Consider the following 2,477-nt stretch of genomic DNA (forward strand, 5'->3'; position numbering starts at 1 on the left):
CTCCTTTTGTCGATTGTTTTTGGGGGGGTTACCGAACTACATTAATAGCTTCATGTAATTTACAAAGAAAATGTATAGGAATAGATATTAATTTAGAATACAAAAATCTAGCATTACAAAGATTAAATTCTAAAGGTTACAAAGAACATAAAGATTTTAGTTATTTGATTGGTGATGCTTTATCTGTTTTAAAAAATATTGATAATATTGATTATATCGTAACATCCCCACCATATCATAATATTTTAAGAAATGATGCTAAGGGAATTAGAGCAGACAAAAAGTCATAAATATTTTAGAAACGGCGGTAGACTTGGAGTTGAATATTATTCAAACGAAGAAAAGAATTTAGGGAATAAAAATAACTATGAAGATTTTTAAAATCTTTACAAGATATCATGCAATTAGCTTATGAGAAGCTAAATCACAAAAAATATTGTACTATTGTTATCAGTGATTTTACAGTGGATAAGCAAGAAGTAAATGTTCAAGGACATATTATCAAATTAATGAGGGACATCGGTTTTGAATTTTCAGGAACAATTATTTTGTTACAACCAAATAAGCCATTATATCCATTTGGTTATCCTTATGCTTACAAAATAAATCATCATCAAAATATGATTACTTTCAGGAAAATATAAGAAAATAAATCAATTATACCCCTTAGCTTTGATTAACATACAAGCTATGTTAGCGTTTCCTTGAGCTAATGCAATATCTAATGGATATTGGCATTCATCGTTTAGAATAGAAATTTTAATACCTCGTATGACCAAAAATTTTGCTAAATAGTAATTATCGTTATAAATAGCAGCAGTTAGTAATGTTTCACCGCTTCTACTTTTTTCTTGCAATATTGGATAAACGTCAAGTAACGCACGCAACCCAAAAAGATTGTTTCTATCAACTGCTCTAAAAGCATTATCTACTGCCTTACAATAAGATAGATTGGCATAAATATCTTTCTTTTTATTTATATCATTATCATATTTAATAAAACTCTCTACAACTTTTTTTCTTTCAGCACTTGCTATCCATTCTTCTTTCTTTTGGAACAGCTCTATATAGGCATACATATCCATCTGCTCTAAGGTCGCTTGCTCTGTTAGTTTACCAAGAACTATATCATCATCAGGTAAAAGTAACATTTGTGTTTCATCTTTAACGAATTTTGTTGTCGATTCCGAGGTTTCATTATTCACCTTATCATCCTGTTTTTGAATCGTGACATTCGAAGAGCTTACCGGAGGTGATTTCTCTTGATTATTTGTAGTTTGATTATTATTGACTTGCTTCTCTAAAGTCTGAGGTTGATTCGGCTTCACTACAACAACTGGTATAAGCGGCGTATTCCAATCTTGTTTTTTTGGGACATCTGAAACAGCAACAAATGTCTCTTGAGAGTTATTTATTTCCGCCGAAGAATCAGTTGTAGGAACTACTTTAGACGGAGTAGTAACGGGTGTATTTGGGCTAGGAGGTGTTATAGGCTGTGTAGAAGGTTGATTTGTAGGCATTACCGGAGGTGCAGGTACGTTACTAGGTACTGCCGGAGTTTCTGCAGGAGGTGCCGTTGTCGGCGTAGTACTAGGGGTAGTAGTATCTTGGATTACCGGCGGGCTGACCACAGGCGGAGAAACAGCAGGCATATTAGGTATAGATTGCGGTGCTATCGGTGTTACGCTTTCTTCCTCTTTATTAGCATCAGGAGGTGGATTAAGCGGAATAGGCTTATGCACAGGCGGCAAATTGGTTGGTTTATATATTTGCACCGGTCGCTGCGGAGGCACTACATAACTTCCTGCTTGAGCCGGAGGCATAGATACTATCGGTCTCGGTACATTAGGAGTTATAATATTAGAAGCTAAATTTGTATCTTTATGCTCATTAGAAGTAACTTCTTCCTCATGTATTTCATTACTTATAGCACTAGGTAACTTTGCACTACCAATATCTATAAAAGGTCCAGATGTTTCCGATTCATTAGGTGCTTGTTGTGTATCCGGTGTGTTATCATGAGAAGCTAAATTTGTACTATTTTCATGTTCATTACTTGCGGTGACACTAGGCAACGACGTATTACCGGTATCTATAAAAGGTTCAGATGCATCAGCTTCAGTATGCTTTTGTGAAGCTAGCTTTGGCTCTTCTTGAGGAGCCGCTTTAGTTTGCTCATTTGGCTGTTTAGGGGAGATATTTCTCTTTTTCGATTTACTAAAAAATTGCTTAAATTTATCAAAAAAAGAAATATTAGAATTAGAACTAACATCCTTATCTTTAGTATCTATTTCGGCAGCCGGTAATGATGGCGGTAAGGGCGGAGGGGAAGCATAACTTTGCACTGCAACCAATAACAGATTGATAAAAAATAATATCTTACATAATTTATTTAACATATAATTCCTTATTAAATAATTATCCTAAAACGTCATTGCGAGCAGCCGTAGGCTGCGTGGCAATCTCATGAAATAATA

At 34.6% G+C, this 2,477-nt stretch carries 3 protein-coding genes; 2 read left to right on the forward strand and 1 reads right to left on the reverse strand.

What is annotated here, in order from left to right; genetic code table 11:
- Together KYQ89_RS01075 and KYQ89_RS01080 are read left to right on the forward strand one after the other, a co-directional pair.
- On the forward strand, nucleotides 1-290 hold a 290-nt coding region (locus KYQ89_RS01075; RefSeq protein ID WP_218459993.1), incomplete at its 5' end, for a hypothetical protein.
- Nucleotides 291-398: 108 nt separating this feature from the next.
- Complete coding sequence (locus tag KYQ89_RS01080) at nucleotides 399-644, forward strand: hypothetical protein (RefSeq protein WP_218459995.1); 246 nt, start codon at nucleotides 399-401, stop codon at nucleotides 642-644.
- 9 nt (nucleotides 645-653) lie between these two features.
- Here the strand turns inward: KYQ89_RS01080 and KYQ89_RS01085 are convergent, their stop codons facing one another.
- Nucleotides 654-2,399 carry an ankyrin repeat domain-containing protein gene (locus KYQ89_RS01085; RefSeq protein WP_218459996.1) on the reverse strand — a complete coding sequence of 582 codons (1,746 nt, stop codon included), beginning with the start codon at nucleotides 2,397-2,399 and terminating at the stop codon, nucleotides 654-656.
- Between the last annotated feature and the right edge of the window lie 78 nt (nucleotides 2,400-2,477).

Origin of the sequence: Rickettsia sp. TH2014 (assembly GCF_019249195.1) — a bacterium.
GTDB classification, from domain to species: Bacteria; Pseudomonadota; Alphaproteobacteria; order Rickettsiales; family Rickettsiaceae; genus Rickettsia; species Rickettsia felis.